The sequence below is a fragment of the Siculibacillus lacustris genome (assembly GCF_004328075.1).
Lineage (GTDB): Bacteria > Pseudomonadota > Alphaproteobacteria > Rhizobiales > Ancalomicrobiaceae > Siculibacillus > Siculibacillus lacustris.
On record NZ_SJFN01000017.1, the window covers coordinates 16,566 to 35,659 of the forward strand.

A 19,094-nucleotide genomic window follows, 5' to 3' on the forward strand; every position below is an offset into this window, starting at 1 on the left:
ACGCCATGCTCCACGACAAGGACCGCATCTTCACCAACCTCTACGGCTTTCGGGACAAGAGCCTGAAGGGCGCGCAGGCGCGCGGGCTGTGGGACGGCACCAAGGCGATCATCGATCAGGGTCGCGACTGGATCATCGACCAGATGAAGGCCTCGGGCCTGCGCGGCCGCGGCGGCGCCGGCTTCCCGACCGGCCTGAAGTGGTCGTTCATGCCCAAGGTCAACGACGGCCGGCCGCATTATCTGGTGGTCAACGCCGACGAATCCGAGCCCGGCACCTGCAAGGATCGCGAGATCCTCAGGAACGATCCCCATCATCTGGTCGAAGGCTGCTTCCTCGCCTCCTTCGCGATGGGCGCCAACGTCGCCTACATCTACGTCCGCGGCGAGTTCATCCGCGAGCGCGAGGCGCTGCAGCGGGCGATCGACGAGGCCTACGAGGCCCGTCTGATCGGCAAGGACAACATCCACGGCTATCCCTTCGATCTCTACGTCCATCACGGTGCCGGCGCCTACATCTGTGGCGAAGAGACCGCGCTGCTCGAGAGCCTCGAAGGCAAGAAGGGCCAGCCGCGGCTGAAGCCGCCGTTCCCGGCCAATGTCGGTCTGTGGGGCTGCCCGACCACCGTCAACAACGTCGAATCGATCGCCGCCGCGCCGACCATCCTGCGCCGCGGCGGCGCCTGGTTCGCCGGCCTCGGCCGCGCCAACAACACCGGCACCAAGCTGTTCTGCGTCTCCGGCCACGTCAACAAACCGGCGACCTTCGAAGAAGAAATGGGCGTGCCGTTCCGCGAGCTGATCGACAAGCACTGCGGCGGCATCCGCGGCGGCTGGGACAATCTGCTCGCCGTGATCCCCGGCGGCTCGTCGGTGCCGGTGGTGCCGGCGGCCGACATCGTCGACGCGCCGATGGACTTCGATGGTCTCAGGACCGTCGGCTCCTCACTCGGCACCGCGGCGGTGATCGTCATGGACAAGTCGACCGACATCGTGCGGGCGATCGCCCGGCTCTCGGCCTTCTACAAGCACGAGAGCTGCGGCCAGTGCACGCCGTGCCGCGAAGGCACCGGCTGGATGTGGCGGGTGATGGAACGGCTGGTCGAAGGTCGGGCCGAGAAGGCCGAGATCGACATGCTGTTCCAGGTGACCAAACAGATCGAAGGCCACACCATCTGCGCGCTCGGCGACGCGGCGGCGTGGCCGATCCAGGGACTGATCAAGCATTTCCGACCCGTGATCGAAGCGCGCATCGATGCCTACAAGGCGTCCGGTGCCCGTGCTGCGGCGGAGTGAGGGGCACGGCATGGCCAAGATCAAGATCGACGGCAGAGAGATCGACGTCGCACCGGAAGCGAGCCTGCTCCAGGCCTGCGAGGCGGCCGGCGCCGAGGTGCCGCGCTTCTGCTTCCACGAACGCCTGTCGGTCGCCGGCAACTGCCGCATGTGCCTGGTCGAGGTGAAGGGCGGTCCGCCGAAGCCGCAGGCCTCCTGCGCCATGTCGGTCAAGGACCTGCGCCCCGGCCCCAACGGCGAGCCGCCGGAAGTGTTCACGACCACGCCGATGGTCAAGCGCGCCCGTGAGGGCGTGATGGAATTCCTGTTGATCAACCATCCGCTCGACTGCCCGATCTGCGATCAGGGCGGCGAATGCGATCTGCAGGACCAGTCGATGGCCTATGGCGTCGACGCCTCGCGCTTTTCCGAGAACAAGCGCGCCGTCGAAGACAAGTACATCGGCCCGCTGGTCAAGACGGTGATGACCCGCTGCATCCAGTGCACGCGCTGCGTCCGCTTCACCGCGGAAGTCGCCGGCGTCGGCGATCTCGGGCTGATCTCGCGCGGCGAAGACGTCGAGATCACCACCTATCTCGAAACCGCGATGACCTCGGAGCTCCAGGGCAACGTCGTCGACCTGTGCCCGGTCGGCGCCCTGACCTCCTTGCCCTACGAATTCAAGGCGCGGCCCTGGGAACTGACCAAGACCGAATCGATCGACGTGATGGACGCCCTCGGCTCCAACATCCGCGTCGACAGCCGCGGGCGTGAGGTGCTGCGCATCCTGCCGCGTCTGAACGAGGACGTGAACGAGGAGTGGATCTCCGACAAGACCCGCCATGTGGTCGACGGGCTCAAGGTCCAGCGTCTCGATCGGCCCTATGTGCGCACCGCCGGCAAGCTCAAGCCCGCCACCTGGCCCGAGGCTCTCGGGGTCGTCGCCGCCCGGATCAAGGCCGCGCCGAAGAAGACGGCGATCCTCGTCGGCGACTTCGCCACTGCCGAAGAGCTGTTCGCGATCAAAACGCTCGCCACCAACCTCGGCATCGCCGACGTCGACGCCCGCGCCGACGGTTCGGTGATCGATCCCGCCTGGGGGGCGGCCGCCTATCGCTTCAACGCCACGGTCGCCGGTATCGAGAGCGCCGATGCACTGCTGATCGTCGGTTCCGACCCGCGGCTCGAGGCGCCGGTGCTCAACGCCCGGATCCGCAAGCGCTGGCGCAAGGGCGGGTTCCCGATCGGGGTGATCGGCGACGAGGCCGACCTGACCTATGCCTACAACTATCTCGGCGCCGGGCCGGACTCGCTCGCCCGTCTCGCCTCCGGCGAGAACGGCTTCCTCGAGGTCCTGAAGGGTGCCAAGCGGCCGCTGATCCTGGTCGGCAACGCCGTCACCACCCGTCCCGACGGCGCGGCGATCCTCGGCACGGTGGCCAAGCTCGCGGTCGACGTCGGCGCGGTCGGACCCGACTGGAACGGCTTCTCGGTGCTCCACACCGCGGCCAGCCGCGTCGCGGCGCTCGATCTCGGCGTGGTCCCGGGGGAGGGTGGTCGCTCGACCGCCGCGATCCTCGCCGCCGCCGAAAAGGGCGAGATCGACACGCTGATCCTGTTCGGCGCCGACGAGATCGACACCTCGCGGCTCGGTTCGACCTTCGTGGTCTATGTCGGCACCCACGGCGACAAGGGGGCCTCCGTTGCCTCGGTGATCCTGCCGGGGGCGGCCTACACGGAAAAGAGCGGCACCTTCGTCAACACCGAAGGCCGGGTCCAGGTCGCCGATCGTGCGGTCTTCCCCGTCGGCGACGCCCGCGAGGACTGGGCGATCCTGCGCGCGCTCTCGGCGCTGGTCGGGGCGACGCTGCCCTTCGACAGCCTGACGGAACTGCGCGCCGCGCTCCACGCCGCGCATCCCACTTTCGCCGGGGTCGACGAGACCGCCCCCGGCCGCCATGAAGACGTCGTCGCACTCGCCGGCCTCGCGGGGGCGGCCGATCACGCGGCCTTCGTCAGCCCGATCGGGGACTTCTATCTGACCAACCCGATGACCCGGGCGTCGAAGGTACTGGCCCGGTGCTCGCAGCTGCGCTCGTCGCGGCTGGCGGCGGCAGCGGAATGAGGGGGAGAGCGTGATGTCCGTTTTCTGGGCCGACTATCTCTGGCCTCTCATCATCATCGTGGCGGAGTCGCTGCTGATGATGGTCGTGCTGCTGATCATCATCGCCTACATCCTCTATGCCGACCGCAAGATCTGGGCGGCGGTGCAGATGCGCCGCGGGCCGAACGTGGTCGGACCCTGGGGCCTGTTCCAGTCTTTCGCCGACTTCATCAAGTTCGCGCTGAAGGAAGCGGTGATCCCGGCCTCGGCCGACAAGGTGATCTTCCTCCTGGCGCCGCTGCTCAGCGTCACCGTGGCGATCTCCGCCTGGGCGGTGATCCCGGTGGCCAGCGGCTGGGTGATCTCCGACATCAACGTCGGCGTGCTCTACATCATGGCGATCTCGTCGCTCGGCGTGTACGGCACGATCATGGGCGGTTGGGCGTCGAACTCGAAATATCCCTTCCTGTCGGCCCTGCGCGCCGCGGCCCAGATGGTCAGCTACGAGGTCTCGATCGGCTTCGTGATCATCACCGTGCTGCTCTGCGCCGGCTCGCTGAACCTCTCCGACATCGTCAAGGCTCAGGCCCATCACGGGCTGGCGACGTCGCTCGGGGTGCCGTGGCTGGCCTTCCTGAACTGGTACTGGCTGCCGCTGTTCCCGATGTTCGTGATCTTCTTCATCTCGGCGCTGGCGGAGACCAATCGTCCGCCGTTCGATCTGGCGGAAGCGGAATCCGAACTGGTCGCCGGCTTCATGGTCGAATACGGCTCGACGCCCTATGTCATGTTCATGCTGTCGGAATATGTGGCGATCGCGCTGCAGTGTTCGATGGCGACGATCCTGTTCATGGGTGGATGGCTGCCGCCGTTCGATTTCGCACCCTTCACCTGGGTGCCGGGAATCGTGTGGTTCACGTTGAAGGCACTGCTGGTGTTCTTCATGGTGGCCATGGCGAAGGCGATGGTGCCGCGCTATCGCTACGACCAGCTGATGCGACTCGGGTGGAAGGTGTTCCTGCCGATCTCGCTGGGCATGGTGGTGGTGGTCGCGGGTGTGTTGAAGGTGACGGGGTGGGCGCCGTGAGCGGCGTGCCTCGGATCCTGCGGCGCGGCGCGATCGACGGCGCGCTTCCCGGGCCGGGGCAGACGACGGAACCGACCTCGCGCCAGCGGGGTCCTTCGAGGGCGGGTAGACCAAGATGACACTCGATCGGGCGGCGAAGTCCTTGTTCCTGAAGGAGTTCGTATCGGCGTTCTTCCTGTCGATGCGCTACTTCTTCGCGCCCAAGGCGACCCTCAACTATCCCTTCGAGAAGGGACCGCAGAGCCCGCGTTTCCGCGGCGAACATGCGCTGCGTCGCTATCCCAACGGGGAAGAGCGCTGCATCGCCTGCAAGCTGTGCGAGGCGATCTGTCCGGCCCAGGCGATCACCATCGAGGCGGCACCGCGCGGCAACGATCAGACGCGGCGCACCACCCGTTACGACATCGACATGGTCAAGTGCATCTACTGCGGCTTCTGCCAGGAAGCCTGCCCGGTCGATGCCATCGTCGAGGGACCGAACTTCGAGTTCGCCACCGAGACGCGCGAAGAACTGTTCTACGACAAGGCCAAGCTCTTGGCCAACGGCGAACGCTGGGAACGCGAGCTCGCCCGCAACATCCGCCTGGACGCGCCCTACCGCTGACGACTAAGGCGCCCTTCCGCCGACGCGAGAGCATCGGGGGAGCGGGCGATCGGGGATGACCGATGATCGTGCAAGCCATATTCTTCTATATCTTCGCGGCGGTGTTGGTCGGCTCGGCCTTCGCGGTGGTGTCGGCCCGCAACCCGGTCCATTCGGTGCTGTTCCTGATCCTCGCCTTCTTCAATGCGGCGGGTCTGTTCGTACTGATGGGCGCCGAGTTCCTGGCCATGCTGCTGGTCGTGGTCTACGTCGGCGCGGTCGCCGTGCTGTTCCTGTTCGTGGTGATGATGCTCGACGTCGATTTCGCCGAGCTGCGCCGCGGCGGCCTCGATTATCTGCCGATCGGCACGGTGATCGGCGGGCTGCTGCTGGTCGAGATGCTGATGGTGGTCGGCGGTTGGGTGCTCGACCCGACGCTGATCGGCAAGGGCGCCTCGCCGGTCGCGGCGGCTTCGACCAACGTGGCGGCGATCGGCGCGCTGCTCTACACCAAATACGTGTTCTTCTTCCAGGCGGCGGGTCTCGTCCTCCTGGTGGCGATGATCGGCGCGATCGTCCTGACGCTCAGGCACAAGCCGTTCGTCAAGCGCCAGAACGTCGCCGACCAGGTCGCGCGCGGACCGGCGACGTCGATCGAATTCGTCTCGGTGGAGACGGGCAAGGGCATCTGAGGTCCAGGACCGGCGCGAGCCGGACGGGCAGGGGCATCGCGCCTCGGACAAGACGGGGGAAGTCCATGGTAATCGGCTTGTCGCACTACCTGTCGGTGGCCGCGATCCTGTTCACGCTGGGGGTGTTCGGCATCTTCCTCAACAGGAAGAACGTCATCATCATCCTGATGTCGGTCGAGCTGATCCTCCTCGCCGTCAACATCAACCTCGTGGCCTTCTCGACCGCGATGGGTGACATGGTCGGTCAGGTGTTCGCGCTCCTGGTGTTGACCGTCGCCGCCGCAGAATCCGCCATCGGCCTGGCCATCCTGGTCGTGTTCTTCCGCAACCGCGGTTCCATCGCGGTGGAAGACGTCAACGTGATGAAGGGGTGAGCGTCATGTTCACGGCGATCGTCTTCCTCCCCCTGCTGGGCTTCCTGATCGCGGCCGCGATGACGCTGTTTCCGTATCCGGCCGCGCCCGTGGGCGCCGCGTCGGGCGGACACGGCGACCATGGCGCCGACGCCCACGCCCATGCGTCCGACGCCCATTCCGACGACCACGGCCACGGTCACGACGCCGATCACCGCGAGGCCCCCTTCGCGCGTCCGGCCGAACTGGTGACCTCCGGCTTCCTGCTGATCGCCGCGCTCCTGTCCTGGGTCGCCTTCGTGCAGATCGGCCTCGCCGAACATGCCGCGACGGTCAAGATCGCCGTCCTGCCGTGGATCCACACCGCCGGCCTGAACGTCGACTGGTCGCTGCGCATCGACACCCTGACCGCGGTGATGCTGGTGGTGGTGACCACCGTGTCGGCGCTGGTCCACGTCTATTCGATCGGCTACATGAGCCACGATCCCGACCGGCCGCGCTTCTTCGCCTATCTGTCGCTGTTCACCTTCGCCATGCTGATGCTGGTGACCGCCGACAATCTGGTGCAGATGTTCTTCGGCTGGGAAGGCGTCGGTCTCGCCTCCTATCTGCTGATCGGCTTCTGGTTCCAGAAGCCCTCGGCCAACGCCGCGGCGATCAAGGCCTTCGTGGTCAACCGGGTCGGCGACTTCGGCTTCATTCTCGGCATCTTCGGGGTGTTCTGGCTGTTCGGATCGATCGATCTCGACACCATCTTCGCCTCCGTCGGCACGATGAAGGGCAAGGAGATCGTCTTCCTCGGCGGTCACGTCGATGCCATGACGACGCTGTGCCTGCTGCTGTTCCTCGGCGCGATGGGCAAGTCGGCGCAGTTCCTGCTCCACACCTGGCTGCCCGACGCGATGGAAGGCCCGACCCCGGTCTCGGCCCTGATCCATGCCGCGACCATGGTCACCGCCGGCGTGTTCATGGTGGCGCGCCTGTCGCCGCTGTTCGAACAGGCCCCCGCGGCGCTCGCCGTGGTCACTCTGGTCGGCGCCGTCACCGCCTTCTTCGCGGCGACCGTCGGTCTGGTCCAGAACGACATCAAGCGGGTGATCGCCTATTCGACCTGCTCGCAGCTCGGCTACATGTTCGTGGCGCTCGGCGTCGGCGCCTACGGCCCCGGCATCTTCCACCTGTTCACCCACGCCTTCTTCAAGGCGCTGCTGTTCCTCGGCGCCGGCTCGGTGATCCACGCCGTGTCGGGCGAACAGGACATGCGCAAGATGGGCGGCCTCGGCCCCCACATCAAACTGACCTACGCGCTGATGATCATCGGCACGCTGGCGCTGACCGGCGTCGGCCTGCCGATGACCGAGATCGGCTTCGCCGGCTACAACTCCAAGGACGCGATCATCGAAGCGGCCTATGTCGGTGACAACATCTTCGCCAGCCTCGCCTTCGGCCTCCTGGTGATCGCCGCGCTGTTCACCTCGTTCTACTCCTGGCGGCTGATCTTCCTGACCTTCTGGGGCGCACCGCGCGCGCCGAAGGACGTCATGGATCACGTCCACGAGAGCCCCTCGGTAATGACCGTGCCGCTGATGGTCCTGGCGCTCGGCGCCGTGATCGCCGGCATGGTGTTCTCGAGCGTGTTCATCGGCCACGGCTACGGCGAGTTCTGGAAGGGGTCGATCTTCACGTCCGGCGGCAACCATGTGCTCGAGCACATGCATCACGTGCCGGTGGCGGTGAAGTTCGCGCCCTTCGTGGCGATGCTGCTCGGCCTCGGCACGGCCTACGTGTTCTACGTCGCCAAGCCGGAACTGCCGGGGCAGCTCGCCGCCAGCCAGCCCGGTCTCTACCGCTTCCTGCTCAACAAGTGGTACTTCGACGAGCTCTACGACTTCCTGTTCGTGAAGCCCGCCAAGGCCTTCGGTCGCTTCCTGTGGAAAGAGGGCGACGGGCGGGTGATCGACGGCTTCGGTCCGGACGGCGTGTCGGCGCGGGTGGTGCAGATCACCGGCCGGGTCGTGGCGCTGCAGTCGGGATATCTCTACCACTACGCCTTCGCCATGCTGATCGGCGTGGCGCTGCTGGCGACCATGGTGATGTTCGGGGGAGTTCGGTGATGGGCAACTGGCCGTTACTCACGATCGTCACCTTCCTGCCGCTGGTCGGCGCGGTGTTCCTCGGGCTGGTGCGCGGCGACGACGACGTCGCCAAGCGCAACATCCGCCGCATCACCCTGCTGACCACGGTGGTCACCTTCCTGCTCTCGCTGCTGGTCTGGGCGCGCTTCGATCCGTCGAACGCCGGCTTCCAGCTCGAAGAGAAGGCCGAGTGGCTGAAGGGCCTGTTCACCTACCACGTCGGCGTCGACGGCATTTCCGTCGCCTTCGTGATCCTGACCGCGTTCCTGATGCCGTTCTGCATCCTGGCGAGCTGGGAGAGCATCCAGAACCGCGTCAAGGAATACATGATCGCCTTCCTGATCCTGGAGACGCTGATGATCGGCGTCTTCACGGCGCTCGATCTGATGCTGTTCTACGTGTTCTTCGAGGCCGGCCTGATCCCGATGTTCATCATCATCGGCGTGTGGGGCGGACCGCGGCGGGTCTATGCGTCGATCAAGTTCTTCCTCTACACCCTGCTCGGCTCGGTGCTGATGCTGATCGCCATGCTCGCCATGTACTGGCAGGCCGGCACGTCGGACATCCCGGTGCTGCTCACCCACGACTTCCCGGGGACCCTGCAGACCTGGGCGTGGCTGGCCTTCTTCGCCTCCTTCGCGGTGAAGATGCCGATGTGGCCGGTCCACACCTGGTTGCCCGACGCTCACGTCGAAGCGCCGACCGCCGGTTCGGTGATCCTGGCGGGCATCCTCTTGAAGATGGGCGGGTACGGCTTCCTGCGCTTCTCGCTGCCGATGTTCCCTCTGGCCTCCGAGCACTTCGCGCCCTTCGTGTTCACCCTGTCGATCGTCGCCATCATCTACACCTCGCTGGTGGCGCTGGCGCAGGAGGACATGAAGAAGCTGATCGCCTATTCGTCGGTCGCCCACATGGGCTTCGTGACCATGGGCATCTTCTCGATGAACGCCGCCGGCGTGCAGGGCGCGGTGTTCCAGATGGTCAGCCACGGCTTCGTCTCGGCGGCGCTGTTCCTCTGCGTCGGGGTGATCTACGACCGCATGCACAGCCGCGAGATCGCCACCTACGGCGGGCTCGTCAACCGCATGCCCTGGTACGCCGTGGCCTTCATGGTGTTCACCATGGCCAATGTCGGCCTGCCCGGCACCTCCGGCTTCGTCGGCGAGTTCCTGACCCTGCTCGGCGCCTATCGCGCCAACACCTGGGTCGCGTTCTTCGCGGCGACCGGCGTCATCCTCTCGGCCTGCTATGCCCTGTGGCTGCTCGCCCGGGTGATGAACGGCAAGCTCGACAAGCCGTCGCTGGCCGGCATCCTCGATCTCGACTGGCGCGAGCGGATCGTCCTGATCCCCCTGGTGCTGGTGACGATCTTCTACGGCGTCTACCCGACGCCGATCCTGAACGCGTCCGAAGCGTCGGTCCAGGCGCTGGTGACCAAGGCGCAGGCGGCGATCGCCGCGGGGGCGAAGCTCGCCCTCGTGGTCGGCGCCAACTGAGCCGACGACCCTTCGCCGCGCGGCCTTCGGGTCGCTGCGGGGAGGGGTGAGAACGGAACCGAGGGTCGGATCAGGACGAGCGCCGCTCGTTCCGCCGGCTGAGACGACTGGGGCTGAGAGTCCGTGACCATGACACCCGATCTGTTGCCGGCCCTGCCGGAGATCCTCCTGGCGATCGGCGCCCTGGCGCTCCTCATGTACGGCGTCTTCGTCGGCGAGAAGTCGATCGGCACCGTCACCTGGGGCGCGGTCCTGCTGCTGGTCGCCGCGGCGATCGCGGTCCTCGCCGGGCCGAAGCTCGCCACCACCTTCGGCGGCGCCTGGGTGATCGATCCCTTCGCCCGCTTCATGAAGGTCCTGGCGCTCGGCGGCTCCGCCGTCGCCGTGGTCCTGGCGGCGCGACCGTCGGTCGCCGACCGCTATGCCCGCTTCGAGTATCCGGTGCTGGTGGTGCTCGCCACCGTCGGCATGATGATGATGATCTCGGCCGGCGACCTGATCTCGCTCTATCTCGGCCTGGAACTGCAGTCGCTGGCGCTCTACGTGCTCGCCGCGATCGATCGCGACAACCTCAAGTCGACCGAAGCCGGCTTGAAGTATTTCGTCCTCGGGGCGCTGTCCTCCGGCCTGCTGCTCTACGGCGCGTCGCTGACCTACGGTTTCACCGGGCATACCGGCTTCACCGACATCGCGGCCTATGTGAAGGCCCATGGTGCCTCGACCGGCGTGGTGTTCGGTCTGGTGTTCATCCTCGCCGGCCTGACCTTCAAGATCTCGGCGGTGCCGTTCCACATGTGGACGCCCGACGTCTACGAGGGCTCGCCGACCCCGATCACCGCCTTCTTCGCCTCGGCCCCCAAGGTCGCCGCCTTCGCCCTGGTGATCCGCGTCACCGCGGAAGCCTTCGGCCCGGCGGGACACTCCTGGCAGCAGATCATCGCCTTCGTGGCGCTGGCCTCGATGGTGCTCGGCGCCTTCGCCGGTATCGGGCAGAAGAACATCAAGCGCCTGATGGCCTATTCGTCGATCGGCCACATGGGCTACGCCCTGGTCGGGCTGGCCGCCGGTACCGCCGAAGGCGTACAGGGGGTGGCGATCTACCTCGCCATCTACGTGGTGACGACGCTCGGCACCTTCGCGATGATCCTGGCGATGCGGCGCGACGGCCATCCGGTCGAGGAGATCGGTGATCTCGCCGGCCTGTCGCGGTCGCGGCCGCTGGTCGCCGCCGGCTTCGCGCTCTTGCTGTTCTCGCTCGCCGGGATCCCGCCGCTCGCCGGCTTCTTCGGCAAGCTCTACGTGTTCATGGCCGCCGTCCATGCCGGCCTGATCCCGCTGGCCATCCTCGGCGTGATCGCCTCGGTGATCGGCGCCTACTACTACATCCGCATCGTCAAGGTGATCTACTTCGACGAACCGGTCGCCGGTCTCGATCCGCTGTCGATCGAGCAGTCGGTGGTGTTCGGCGTGGCGAGCCTGTTCGTGCTGGTGTTCATCGTGTTCGGCAACGGACTGGTGACCGCGGCCGACGCCGCCGCGAAGTCGCTGTTCTGATGGGGGAGCGAAAGTCCGCCGGCGATCGCTGGACGATCGCCGGGGGCAGAGGCTCCTGGCCCGTCCTACGCTTTCCCGAGATCGGCTCGACCAACGACGAAGCGCTCGCCCGCGCCCGAGCGGGCCTTTCCGGCGAGCGTTGGTTCGTCGCCGACCGCCAGACCTCCGGTCGCGGTCGGCGCGGGCGTGTCTGGACCTCGGAGATCGGCAATCTCTACGCCTCGGCGCTCTTGATCGACCCTTGCGCGCCCGAACATCTGCCGGAAATCCCCTTCGTGGCGGCGGTTGCGGTGCATGCCGCGGTCGCCGGCCGCAGTGCCGCCACCTTGCCGGCGCTCAAGTGGCCCAATGATCTGATGTTCGCCGGCCGCAAGGTCGCCGGGCTCCTGTTGGAATCGTCGCGGCTCGACGACGGCCGCATGGCGGTGGCGATCGGTTTCGGCGTAAACTGCATTTCTTTCCCGGCCGGCACCGAGACGCCGGCGACCTGTCTGCTCACCGAAGGCCTCACGATCTACCCCGAAGTGCTGCTCGCCGACCTCGATGCCACCCTGCGGGCGACCCTCGCGGACTGGGACCGGGGTCGTGATTTTGCGGCGATCCGTCGACGCTGGCTCGCAGCGGCGACCGGTCTCGGCGGTCCGATCCGGGTGCGGCTCGCCGACGGTGAACGAAACGGACTTTTCGAAGCGATCGACGAGACCGGTCGACTGGTACTCGTCGAGGAGGACGGTCGACGCCGCCTCGTCTCGGCGGGAGACGTGTTCTTCCCGCCCGTGGGCGGCAACGAGGTGAAATGATGGCGAAGCGGACCCGGATCAAGGGTGACGAATTGGTGTTCCTGCCGCTCGGCGGCGTCGGCGAAATCGGAATGAATCTGGCGCTCTACGGTTTCGGACCGGACGGCGACCGCAAATGGCTGATGGTCGACTGCGGCATCACCTTCGCCTCGGAATTCGACGAACCGGGCGTCGATCTGATCTTCCCCGACGTGCGCTTCGCCGAAGCCGAACGCAAGAACATCGTCGGCATCGTGATCACCCACGCCCACGAAGACCATTTCGGCGGACTGCTCGCGCTGTGGCCGAAGCTCAAGCTGCCGGTCTACATGACGCCCTTCGCCGCCGGCCTGCTCGAGGCCAAGGCGGCCGGCGAGAGCGGCGCGCCGACCATCCCGATCACCCGCTTCACTGCCGGGTCGCGGCTGCAGCTCGGCCCCTTCGCGATCGAGGCGATCGCCGTCGCCCATTCGATCCCGGAAGCCGTGGCGCTGGCGATCACCACGCCGCTCGGCACGGTGATCCACACCGGCGACTGGAAGATCGACCGTACGCCGGTCGGCACCTGGGCGACCGATCTCGCCCGCTTCGCCGAACTCGGCGACGCCGGCGTGCGCGCCCTGATCTGCGATTCGACCAATGTCCTGCGCGAGGGCTCGAGCCCGTCGGAGCGCGACGTCGCCGTGAGCCTGACGCGGCTGATCGCCGAGGCTCCCGGTCGGGTCGGGGTGACCACCTTCGCCTCCAACATCGGCCGCATCCGCGCCGTGGCCGAAGCCGCGGTCGCCAACGACCGCAGCGTCGTGGTGCTCGGCCGCGCCATGCAGCGGGCGATCGCGGTGGCCCGCGAGCTCGGCCTGCTCGACGGCCTGCCCGATTTCCACGACGATCAGGCCTACGGCTACCTGCCGCGCGAGAAGGTCGTGGCGCTGCTCACCGGCAGCCAGGGCGAGGCGCGCGCCGCGCTCGCCCGCATCGCCTCCGGCGAGCATCGCCATGTGGCGCTGTCGCCGGGCGACCGGATGATCTTCTCGTCGCGAACCATTCCCGGCAACGAGAAGGCGGTCAACGCCATCCAGAACGCGCTGGCCAAGGTCGGGGTCGAGATCCTCACCGACCGCGACGCCCTGGTCCACGTCTCCGGCCATCCCCGCCGCGGCGAGATGGCCGAGTTGTATGCGGCGGTCCGTCCCCAGGTGGCGGTGCCGGTCCATGGCGAAGCCCTGCATCTCTCGGTGCATTCGCGCTTCGCCAAGTCGCTCGGGGTGCCGGAGATCGGCAATGCCCTCAACGGCCGCATGCTGCGCCTCGCCCCCGGCCCGGTGGCGGAAGTCGACGTGGTCTATTCCGGGCGGCTGTTCCGGGACGGCACGCTGCTGGTCGAGCCCGACGAGTCGGGCGCCGAACAGCGGCGCAAGGCGTCGTTTGCCGGCGTCGTGGTGGTGACCCTGGTGGTCGACGAGAAGGGCTCGGCCCTGATCGATCCCCAGGCGGTGCTGGTCGGCCTGCCCGACGAGGACGCCCGCGGGACGACGTTCCTCAAGACCGTCGAGACGGCGGCCCGCACCACCCTCGAGGGCCTGCCGCGTCCGCGCCGGCGCGATCCCGATGCGGTCGCCGATTCGGTCCGGCGCGCCGTGCGCGGGGCGATTCACGAACGTTGGGGCAAGAAACCGATCGTCGAGGTGCTCATCTCGGTGGTCTGACGTGGTAGTGCGGATTGTCCCGCCGCGCCGGCGGGACTAATCCTCATGGCGTGAAATTCGACCAAATCGACGGACGGAGCAGCAAGATGATCGGACGCCTCAATCACGTGGCCATCGCCGTGAAGGATCTCGCGGCGGCGACGGCGGTCTACCGGGACACGCTCGGCGGCAAGGTCTCCGAGCCGCACGCGATCCCCGAGCACGGCGTCACGGTGGTCTTCGTCGAACTGCCCAACACCAAGATCGAGCTGTTGCAGCCGCTCGGCGAAGCCTCGCCGATCGCCGCCTTCCTCGAGAAGAACCCGGCCGGTGGCGTCCATCACGTCTGCTACGAAGTCGCCGACATCATCGCGGCGCGCGACCAGCTCAAGGCGGCCGGCGCGCGGGTGCTCGGCAACGGCGATCCCAAGATCGGTGCCCACGGCAAGCCGGTGCTGTTCCTGCACCCCAAGGACTTCCTCGGCACCCTGACCGAGCTCGAGCAGGCCTGAGGGCCGGCCGGTCTTTCGCCGACGACCCCAGGGCCGCCGGCATCTTCGGAGGAAACGACGCAGCGCCGCCTTGGCGGACGCTCGCGCGAGGGCCATGATGGGAGGCGCCGTCGGGAAACCGATCGGCGCCTTCGTCGTCGCGCGATCCCCGTGCGGCCGCCCCGTGAGGCCCGCGCATGCGCATCGGAACCGCCATCGCCGTCTATTTCGTGATCTGGTGGACGGTCTTGTTCCTGGTGCTGCCCTTCCGGGTGCGCACCCAGGGCGACGCCGGCGCCGTGGTGCCGGGCACGCCGTCTTCGGCGCCGGTCCGCCCGGCGCTGCTCGCCAAGGCGCTGTGGACCACGGTTCTGTCGGCGATCGTCTTCGCCGGCCTATGGGCGCTGCTCCACTCGGGTTTCTCGCTCGACGACGTGCCGTTCCTGCCGCGCTACGGCAACGGTTCCTGAGCCCCCGCGCGTCGCGGGCGGTCAGCCGAGCACGTGGTACTGGGCGTAGCCGCGATGAAGCTCGAGGCTTTCCAGCGTCCGGCCATGCGCCCGGGCCGCGCGGGCGAGTTCACGCGCCAGATCGAGCCGCGGCGTGACGTGGAACAGCCGCAGCCAGGCCCACAGCAGGCGCCGCAGCGGTCCCGGCAGACCGCGCCCCGCGCCGAAGTCGACGACATGGAGCCGCCCGCCGGGGCCGAGCAGGCGTACCGCCTCGTCGATCGCCGCCGTCCAGGCCGGCACCATCGACAGGGTGTAGGAGAAATAGATCCGCTCGTAGCCGCCGACCCCGAAGATCGTCGCGGCGTCGAAGGCGGTGGCGTCGCCCTGGGCGAGGGTGATGCGCTCACTCAATCCGGCGCGGGCGACGTTGGCGCGCGCCGTCTTGAGCATTTCCTCGGAGATGTCGAAGCCATGGAAGCGCGCGGCCGGGTGGCGGCGCGCCGCGGCGATCAGGTTGCGGGCGGTGCCGCAACCCATCTCCAGGACGGCCCCACCGGGCGGCGGCGCCAGATCGGCGATCAGCCGGTCGCGCCCGAGCAGGTAGTATTTGCGCGAAAGGTCATAGACGTGCCGCGTCAGGCGGTACATCCGATCCATCGCCTGCGCCTGAGGGCCGATCGCCGCCCCGCCCTTCGCCGCCGCGGTCATCGCCGTCAGGCCGCCCGATAGAGGTGGAAGGCGCCGTAGATCGACGAGCGATCGCGCGCGGTGTGGCCGATCGAGGCCTCGCGCTCGTAGGTCCAGCGCGCCATGATCTCCGGCGCCAGGGTCGTCTCGAGGGCGCTGTCGTCGCCGGCGGTGCGGAAGATCACCCGCGCGCCGGGCCGCGCGGTCCGGGTGATCTCGGCCCACAGCGCCCGCATCTGGTCGGGGGTCATCCAATCCTGGGCGTCGAGCAGCACGTAGCCGTCGAGGTCGTTCTCGGGCCGGGCGGCGAGATGCTCGGTCATCGAGGCATGGGTGACGGTGGCGCGGGCGGCGTTGGCCTTGACCGTCTCGTAATTGTCGCGGGCGAGATAGAGCGGCACCGCCACCCGGTTCTCGCGATCGTAGCCGCGGCCGAAGGCCTGCCAGGCGAAATAATTGTCTTCGACGGGGAAGTCGCAGGCGAGTTTCTCGAGACGCCCGCGCAGCAGCCCGGCCATGTCGCCGCCGGAGGCCGCCGAGAGATAGGCGAACTGCGCCGGGGGGATGCCGAGGCCGTAGAGCGAAACCGGCATGCGGGTCAGCCAACGCACCAGACGCGTCTCGAACACCGGAGCGAGGGTTTCCTCGAACAGGCGGCGCTGCTCTTCCAGGCTCTCGGCCTTCAGCATCAGGGCCGGATTCTTGCCGTAGATCCGGGCGAGGAGATGGACGGTGCCGATGAAGCGGCCGAGCAGGCCGAAGCGATAGACGTTGCGCGCGAAGAGATCGATGCGGCGGCCGCCGAAGGGGCGCCGGGCGTCCCAATAGGCGCGGCTGACCGGGTCGAGCGCCGGGGCGACGAAGCGATCGTAGAGCGCGACATTGGCCTTCTCGTCGGCGTGGCCGAAGAAGCGGAAGAACTGCTCGTGGCCGGGCAGGGCGACGATCGCCGCCAGCTTCAGCCGCAAGAGGGCGACATGCGCCGGGTTGAGGTCGACCGCGGTGATGTTCTCCGGATCGGCGGTCAGGTAGTTCATGACGTTGCAGCCGCCCGAGGCGATCGTCACGATCCGCTTGCCGGGGCCGAGATCGAGGGCGGCCATGTCGACCGCCGGATCTTCCCAGATCTGCGGATAGACGAGACCGGAGAAGGCCAGCGTGAAGAGGCGCTCGAGCAGCCCGCGCCCGGAGGCGAACGGGTTGGCATGGACGGCGTCGGAAAGCAGGTCGTTGGCCAATGCGGTCTCCCTGGGTCGAGGACCCGCGCGCGGCGGAGATTCGCCATCGCGAGGTTGGGGCGAGCACAGAGCACTCTTCGGCAACGGTTTTGCGACATCGCGGCGCGGCAGAGCATGGATTGGCCGAAGGTCGCGGAATTTCGGCTCCGTGTTGCGTCGCCGAGGCCCCGGGAATTTCTTCGCGCCGGTCCGGCCGCGACCGTCGCGGAGCGCGTTCGACTCTGAGATACTGCGCCTCCGTCCGGTTCGGCCCCGGGTCGGCCGGCGCCGTCGCGGCGCCGCGGATCTTCGGCCGAAACAGCGAGAACGACGCCCCATGAATCGTCCGTCGCCCGTGCGGGTCGCCCGCACCACCTGTCCGCACGACTGCCCGTCGACCTGTTCGCTGGAGGTCGAGGTGCTCGACGCCCACACCATCGGCCGGGTGCGCGGATCGACCGAGAACACCTATACCGCCGGGGTGATCTGCGCCAAGGTCGCCCGCTACGCCGAGCGGGTCCATTCCCCGAAGCGCCTGCTCAAGCCCCTGCTGCGCACCGGCCCCAAAGGCTCCGGCCAGTTCCGCGAGATCGGCTGGGAGGAGGCGCTCGACCGGGTCGCCGAGGCTTTCCTCGCCGCGGAAGCCGCCCATGGCGCGGAGAGCGTGTGGCCCTATTTCTACGCCGGGACGATGGGGCAGGTGCAGCGCGACGGCATCAACCGGCTGCGCCACGCCAAGAAATATTCCGAGGAATTCGGCTCGATCTGCACCAATCTCGCCTGGACCGGCTGGATCGCCGGCACCGGCCGGCTGACCGGCGTCGATCCGCGCGAGATGGCCAAGTCGGATCTGGTGGTGATCTGGGGCACCAATGCGGTCGCCACCCAGGTCAACGTCATGACCCACGCGATACGCGCCCGCAAGGAGCGCGGCGCCCGCATCGCGGTGATCGACGTCTACCGCACCGCCACCATGGATCAGGCCGACATCGGTCTGGTGCTGCGCCCCGGCACCGATGCGGCGCTGGCCTGCGCGGTGATGCACGTGCTGTTCCGCGACAACCTCGCCGATCGCGCGTTCCTCGCCAGCCATTCCGACGTGCCCGAAGAGCTCGAGGCCCATCTCGCCACCCGCACGCCGGAATGGGCGGCGGCGATCACCGGGCTCACGGTCGGAGAGATCGAGGGCTTCGCCCGCGCCATCGGCACCACGCCCAAGACCTTCTTCCGCCTCGGCTACGGGTTCTCGCGCCAGCGCAACGGCACGGTGGCGATGCATGCGGCGAGTTGCGTCCCGGTGGTCGCGGGCTCGTGGCGCCACGAGGGGGGAGGGGCCTTCCACAACAACGGCGCGATCTTCAAGATCGACAAGTCGCTGGTCGAGGGCTCGGACCTGCGCGATCCCTCGGTTCGCCGGCTCGACCAGTGCCGCATCGGGGCGATCCTGAACGGCGATTCCGTTTCGCTCAAGGGCGGCGCGCCGGTCAAAGCGATGCTGATCCAGAACACCAATCCGCTGTCGGTCGCGCCCGATCAGGAGAAGGTGCGCTCGGGCTTCGCCCGCGAGGATCTGTTCGTGGCGGTCCACGAGCAGTTCATGACCGACACCGCGAGAATGGCCGACGTGGTGCTGCCGGCCACCATGTTCCTCGAGCACGACGACCTCTATCGCGGCGGCGGCAACCAGTACCTGCTGCTCGGACCGAAGGTGATCGAGCCGCCGGGCGAAGCGCGGGAGAATCACCGGGTGATCTGCGATCTCGCCGGCCGGCTGGGGGCGAGCCATCCCGGCTTCGACATGACGGCGCGCGAGCACGTCGACTGGATGCTGCGCAAGGGCGGCTACGGCACCTTCGAAGGGCTGGTCGACCGGCCGCTGATCGATTGTCAGCCGGAATATGAGACGGCTCACTTTCTCGGTGGATTCGGCTATCCGGACGGACGGTTCCGCTTCGCGCCGAACTGGACCGAGGTCGCCGCCAGCAACGACGGGCCGATGGGGCCGTGGCGCGACATGCCGCGGCTGCCCGACCAGTGGGACGTGATCGAGACCGCCACCGACGCCCATCCGTTCCGTCTGGTGACCCCGCCGGCGCGCAATTTCCTCAATTCCTCCTTCGCCGAGACCGCGACCTCGGCCGCCAAGGAGGGCGCGCCGACGGTCAAGATGCATCCCGCCGACCTCGCCCGCCTCGGCCTCGCCGACGGCGAGACGGTGCGGCTGGTCAACGAGCGCGGCGCGGTGACGCTGGCGGTCAAGTCCTACGATGGCTTACAAATCGGCGTGCTGGTGGCCGAAGGGATCTTTCCCAACACCGCCTTCGTCGACGGCCGCGGCATCAACACCCTGACCGGCGCCGACCAGCCGGCGCCCTATGGCGGCGCCGCCTTCCATGACGTCAAAGTGAGGGTGGAGCGGGCGATTCCGGCCGAGGTGTTGCCGTTCGGCCCTTGAGCGGGACGGCGCACGCGGTTACCCAACGGACGAATTTCCAACCGTCGCCT

At 67.8% G+C, this 19,094-nt stretch carries 16 protein-coding genes; 14 read left to right on the forward strand and 2 right to left on the reverse strand.

All coding sequences use genetic code 11. The annotated features are described in order from the left end of the window. Positions 1–5 precede the first annotated feature (5 nt). The 13 genes from nuoF to EYW49_RS12420 all read left to right on the forward strand — a co-directional run bounded on the left by nuoF (position 6) and on the right by EYW49_RS12420 (position 14,703). A complete protein-coding gene (gene nuoF / locus EYW49_RS12360; protein ID WP_131309892.1) occupies positions 6–1,295 on the forward strand; it encodes an NADH-quinone oxidoreductase subunit NuoF in 1,290 nt (429 codons plus the stop codon). A 10-nt stretch (positions 1,296–1,305) separates the two neighbouring features. Next, positions 1,306–3,399 carry an NADH-quinone oxidoreductase subunit NuoG gene (gene nuoG / locus EYW49_RS12365; RefSeq protein ID WP_131309893.1) on the forward strand — a complete coding sequence of 698 codons (2,094 nt, stop codon included), beginning with the start codon at positions 1,306–1,308 and terminating at the stop codon, positions 3,397–3,399. 13 nt (positions 3,400–3,412) lie between these two features. Continuing rightward, entirely contained in the window at positions 3,413–4,465 is a 1,053-nt protein-coding gene (gene nuoH, locus EYW49_RS12370; RefSeq protein ID WP_131309894.1) for an NADH-quinone oxidoreductase subunit NuoH, read from the forward strand. 115 nt (positions 4,466–4,580) lie between these two features. Then, the gene (nuoI, locus tag EYW49_RS12375; RefSeq protein WP_131309895.1) at positions 4,581–5,069 is read left to right on the forward strand and encodes an NADH-quinone oxidoreductase subunit NuoI; all 489 of its coding nucleotides are present in this window, start codon (positions 4,581–4,583) and stop codon (positions 5,067–5,069) included. A gap of 62 nt (positions 5,070–5,131) precedes the next feature. Then, positions 5,132–5,740, forward strand: coding sequence for an NADH-quinone oxidoreductase subunit J (locus EYW49_RS12380; protein ID WP_131309896.1), 609 nt, complete (start codon positions 5,132–5,134; stop codon positions 5,738–5,740). Between the two features lie 65 nt (positions 5,741–5,805). Then, positions 5,806–6,114: an NADH-quinone oxidoreductase subunit NuoK gene (gene nuoK / locus EYW49_RS12385; protein WP_131309897.1), complete on the forward strand. Its 309-nt coding sequence runs from the start codon at positions 5,806–5,808 to the stop codon at positions 6,112–6,114. Positions 6,115–6,119: 5 nt separating this feature from the next. Beyond that, positions 6,120–8,207 carry an NADH-quinone oxidoreductase subunit L gene (gene nuoL, locus EYW49_RS12390; protein WP_131310004.1) on the forward strand — a complete coding sequence of 696 codons (2,088 nt, stop codon included), beginning with the start codon at positions 6,120–6,122 and terminating at the stop codon, positions 8,205–8,207. Further along, a complete protein-coding gene (locus EYW49_RS12395; RefSeq protein ID WP_131309898.1) occupies positions 8,207–9,724 on the forward strand; it encodes an NADH-quinone oxidoreductase subunit M in 1,518 nt (505 codons plus the stop codon). The genes nuoL and EYW49_RS12395 overlap by 1 nt, the downstream gene beginning before the upstream one ends. A gap of 129 nt (positions 9,725–9,853) precedes the next feature. Beyond that, positions 9,854–11,278, forward strand: a complete 1,425-nt coding sequence (gene nuoN, locus EYW49_RS12400) for an NADH-quinone oxidoreductase subunit NuoN (protein WP_131310005.1) — start codon at positions 9,854–9,856, stop codon at positions 11,276–11,278. After that, positions 11,278–12,078, forward strand: a complete 801-nt coding sequence (locus EYW49_RS12405) for a biotin--[acetyl-CoA-carboxylase] ligase (RefSeq protein ID WP_131309899.1) — start codon at positions 11,278–11,280, stop codon at positions 12,076–12,078. Before nuoN ends, EYW49_RS12405 begins: the two co-directional genes overlap by 1 nt. Continuing rightward, positions 12,078–13,763, forward strand: a complete 1,686-nt coding sequence (locus tag EYW49_RS12410; RefSeq protein ID WP_131309900.1) for a ribonuclease J — start codon at positions 12,078–12,080, stop codon at positions 13,761–13,763. The genes EYW49_RS12405 and EYW49_RS12410 overlap by 1 nt, the downstream gene beginning before the upstream one ends. A gap of 86 nt (positions 13,764–13,849) precedes the next feature. After that, positions 13,850–14,254: a methylmalonyl-CoA epimerase gene (gene mce, locus EYW49_RS12415; protein WP_131309901.1), complete on the forward strand. Its 405-nt coding sequence runs from the start codon at positions 13,850–13,852 to the stop codon at positions 14,252–14,254. A gap of 176 nt (positions 14,255–14,430) precedes the next feature. Then, the gene (locus EYW49_RS12420) at positions 14,431–14,703 is read left to right on the forward strand and encodes a DUF1467 family protein (protein ID WP_131309902.1); all 273 of its coding nucleotides are present in this window, start codon (positions 14,431–14,433) and stop codon (positions 14,701–14,703) included. A 21-nt stretch (positions 14,704–14,724) separates the two neighbouring features. Here EYW49_RS12420 and EYW49_RS12425 read toward each other — a convergent pair whose 3' ends face one another. Continuing rightward, complete coding sequence (locus tag EYW49_RS12425; RefSeq protein WP_206365458.1) at positions 14,725–15,393, reverse strand: class I SAM-dependent methyltransferase; 669 nt, start codon at positions 15,391–15,393, stop codon at positions 14,725–14,727. 5 nt (positions 15,394–15,398) lie between these two features. Then, positions 15,399–16,610, reverse strand: coding sequence for a DUF3419 family protein (locus tag EYW49_RS12430; RefSeq protein WP_228259597.1), 1,212 nt, complete (start codon positions 16,608–16,610; stop codon positions 15,399–15,401). A 316-nt stretch (positions 16,611–16,926) separates the two neighbouring features. Here EYW49_RS12430 and EYW49_RS12435 point away from each other — a divergent pair, with 316 nt between their 5' ends. Then, the gene (locus EYW49_RS12435) at positions 16,927–19,044 is read left to right on the forward strand and encodes a molybdopterin oxidoreductase family protein (RefSeq protein ID WP_131309904.1); all 2,118 of its coding nucleotides are present in this window, start codon (positions 16,927–16,929) and stop codon (positions 19,042–19,044) included. The last annotated feature ends 50 nt before the right edge of the window (positions 19,045–19,094 follow it).

Bases quoted from the DNA above. Each gene is read 5' to 3' on its own strand.
- nuoK (WP_131309897.1), top strand. From the start codon at position 5,806: ATGGTAATCGGCTTGTCGCACTACCTGTCGGTGGCCGCGATCCTGTTC.
- nuoF (WP_131309892.1), top strand. From the start codon at position 6: ATGCTCCACGACAAGGACCGCATCTTCACCAACCTCTACGGCTTTCGG.
- EYW49_RS12395 (WP_131309898.1), top strand. From the start codon at position 8,207: ATGGGCAACTGGCCGTTACTCACGATCGTCACCTTCCTGCCGCTGGTC.
- EYW49_RS12420 (WP_131309902.1), top strand. From the start codon at position 14,431: ATGCGCATCGGAACCGCCATCGCCGTCTATTTCGTGATCTGGTGGACG.
- nuoG (WP_131309893.1), top strand. From the start codon at position 1,306: ATGGCCAAGATCAAGATCGACGGCAGAGAGATCGACGTCGCACCGGAA.
- EYW49_RS12425 (WP_206365458.1), bottom strand. From the start codon at position 15,393: ATGACCGCGGCGGCGAAGGGCGGGGCGGCGATCGGCCCTCAGGCGCAG.
- nuoH (WP_131309894.1), top strand. From the start codon at position 3,413: ATGTCCGTTTTCTGGGCCGACTATCTCTGGCCTCTCATCATCATCGTG.
- EYW49_RS12435 (WP_131309904.1), top strand. From the start codon at position 16,927: ATGAATCGTCCGTCGCCCGTGCGGGTCGCCCGCACCACCTGTCCGCAC.
- mce (WP_131309901.1), top strand. From the start codon at position 13,850: ATGATCGGACGCCTCAATCACGTGGCCATCGCCGTGAAGGATCTCGCG.
- EYW49_RS12410 (WP_131309900.1), top strand. From the start codon at position 12,078: ATGGCGAAGCGGACCCGGATCAAGGGTGACGAATTGGTGTTCCTGCCG.
- nuoN (WP_131310005.1), top strand. From the start codon at position 9,854: ATGACACCCGATCTGTTGCCGGCCCTGCCGGAGATCCTCCTGGCGATC.
- EYW49_RS12405 (WP_131309899.1), top strand. From the start codon at position 11,278: ATGGGGGAGCGAAAGTCCGCCGGCGATCGCTGGACGATCGCCGGGGGC.
- EYW49_RS12380 (WP_131309896.1), top strand. From the start codon at position 5,132: ATGATCGTGCAAGCCATATTCTTCTATATCTTCGCGGCGGTGTTGGTC.
- nuoI (WP_131309895.1), top strand. From the start codon at position 4,581: ATGACACTCGATCGGGCGGCGAAGTCCTTGTTCCTGAAGGAGTTCGTA.
- nuoL (WP_131310004.1), top strand. From the start codon at position 6,120: ATGTTCACGGCGATCGTCTTCCTCCCCCTGCTGGGCTTCCTGATCGCG.